Below are 2,512 nucleotides of genomic sequence, written 5' to 3' on the forward strand. Positions count from 1 at the left end.
CCGAAGCTAATACCGGATAGGATCTTCTCCTTCATGGGAGATGATTGAAAGATGGTTTCGGCTATCACTTACAGATGGGCCCGCGGTGCATTAGCTAGTTGGTGAGGTAACGGCTCATCAAGGCAACGATGCATAGCCGACCTGAGAGGGTGATCGGCCACACTGGGACTGAGACACGGCCCAGACTCCTACGGGAGGCAGCAGTAGGGAATCTTCCGCAATGGACGAAAGTCTGACGGAGCAACGCCGCGTGAGTGATGAAGGCTTTCGGGTCGTAAAACTCTGTTGTTAGGGAAGAACAAGTACGAGAGTAACTGCTCGTACCTTGACGGTACCTAACCAGAAAGCCACGGCTAACTACGTGCCAGCAGCCGCGGTAATACGTAGGTGGCAAGCGTTATCCGGAATTATTGGGCGTAAAGCGCGCGCAGGCGGTTTCTTAAGTCTGATGTGAAAGCCCACGGCTCAACCGTGGAGGGTCATTGGAAACTGGGGAACTTGAGTGCAGAAGAGAAAAGCGGAATTCCACGTGTAGCGGTGAAATGCGTAGAGATGTGGAGGAACACCAGTGGCGAAGGCGGCTTTTTGGTCTGTAACTGACGCTGAGGCGCGAAAGCGTGGGGAGCAAACAGGATTAGATACCCTGGTAGTCCACGCCGTAAACGATGAGTGCTAAGTGTTAGAGGGTTTCCGCCCTTTAGTGCTGCAGCTAACGCATTAAGCACTCCGCCTGGGGAGTACGGTCGCAAGACTGAAACTCAAAGGAATTGACGGGGGCCCGCACAAGCGGTGGAGCATGTGGTTTAATTCGAAGCAACGCGAAGAACCTTACCAGGTCTTGACATCCTCTGACAACTCTAGAGATAGAGCGTTCCCCTTCGGGGGACAGAGTGACAGGTGGTGCATGGTTGTCGTCAGCTCGTGTCGTGAGATGTTGGGTTAAGTCCCGCAACGAGCGCAACCCTTGATCTTAGTTGCCAGCAGGTGAAGCTGGGCACTCTAGGATGACTGCCGGTGACAAACCGGAGGAAGGTGGGGATGACGTCAAATCATCATGCCCCTTATGACCTGGGCTACACACGTGCTACAATGGATGGTACAAAGGGCTGCAAGACCGCGAGGTCAAGCCAATCCCATAAAACCATTCTCAGTTCGGATTGTAGGCTGCAACTCGCCTACATGAAGCTGGAATCGCTAGTAATCGCGGATCAGCATGCCGCGGTGAATACGTTCCCGGGCCTTGTACACACCGCCCGTCACACCACGAGAGTTTGTAACACCCGAAGTCGGTGGAGTAACCGTAAGGAGCTAGCCGCCTAAGGTGGGACAGATGATTGGGGTGAAGTCGTAACAAGGTAGCCGTATCGGAAGGTGCGGCTGGATCACCTCCTTTCTAAGGATTTTTACATGACGTACGTTTTGACACTTTGTTCAGTTTTGAGAGTTTAATCTCTCAATTATAGAAAGCACACTACTTTCTTCTTATTAGATAAGAAGAATTTTGGTTGCGATTGTTCTTTGAAAACTAGATAACAGTAATTGCTGAGGAAAAGTGAAACTTTTCTTTAATCAAATCAATAAATAACACAACATTATGTTGTACCATTTATTCGCTAATGGTTAAGTTAGAAAGGGCGCACGGTGAATGCCTTGGCACTAGGAGCCGATGAAGGACGGGACTAACACCGATATGCTTCGGGGAGCTGTAAGTGAGCTTTGATCCGGAGATTTCCGAATGGGGAAACCCACTGTTCGTAATGGAACAGTATCTTTATCTGAATACATAGGATATTGAAGGCAGACCCGGGGAACTGAAACATCTAAGTACCCGGAGGAAGAGAAAGCAAATGCGATTTCCTGAGTAGCGGCGAGCGAAACGGAATTAGCCCAAACCAAGAGGCTTGCCTCTTGGGGTTGTAGGACACTCTATACGGAGTTACAAAGGAACGAAGTAAATGAAGCGACCTGGAAAGGTCCGTCGAAGAAGGTAACAACCCTGTAGTTGAAACTTCGTTCCCTCTTGAGTGGATCCTGAGTACGGCGGAACACGTGAAATTCCGTCGGAAGCTGGGAGGACCATCTCCCAAGGCTAAATACTACCTAGTGACCGATAGTGAACCAGTACCGTGAGGGAAAGGTGAAAAGCACCCCGGAAGGGGAGTGAAAGAGATCCTGAAACCGTGTGCCTACAAGTAGTCAGAGCCCGTTAATGGGTGATGGCGTGCCTTTTGTAGAATGAACCGGCGAGTTACGATCCCGTGCGAGGTTAAGCTGAAGAGGCGGAGCCGCAGCGAAAGCGAGTCTGAATAGGGCGTTTAGTATGTGGTTGTAGACCCGAAACCAGGTGATCTACCCATGTCCAGGGTGAAGTCCAGGTAATACTGGATGGAGGCCCGAACCCACGTACGTTGAAAAGTGCGGGGATGAGGTGTGGGTAGCGGAGAAATTCCAATCGAACCTGGAGATAGCTGGTTCTCTCCGAAATAGCTTTAGGGCTAGCCTCATGTTGTGA

General features: G+C 50.6%; 2 rRNA genes. Both read left to right on the plus strand.

Annotated features, from left to right (window positions below):
- Positions 1-1,393: ribosomal RNA gene (locus VIP81_RS28690) — 16S ribosomal RNA — on the plus strand; the annotation flags it as partial.
- Between the two features lie 225 nt (positions 1,394-1,618).
- Positions 1,619-2,512, plus strand: a 23S ribosomal RNA gene (locus VIP81_RS28695); the annotation flags it as partial.

The sequence above is a fragment of the Chitinophaga sp. genome (assembly GCF_036566945.1).
GTDB lineage: Bacteria > Bacteroidota > Bacteroidia > Chitinophagales > Chitinophagaceae > Chitinophaga.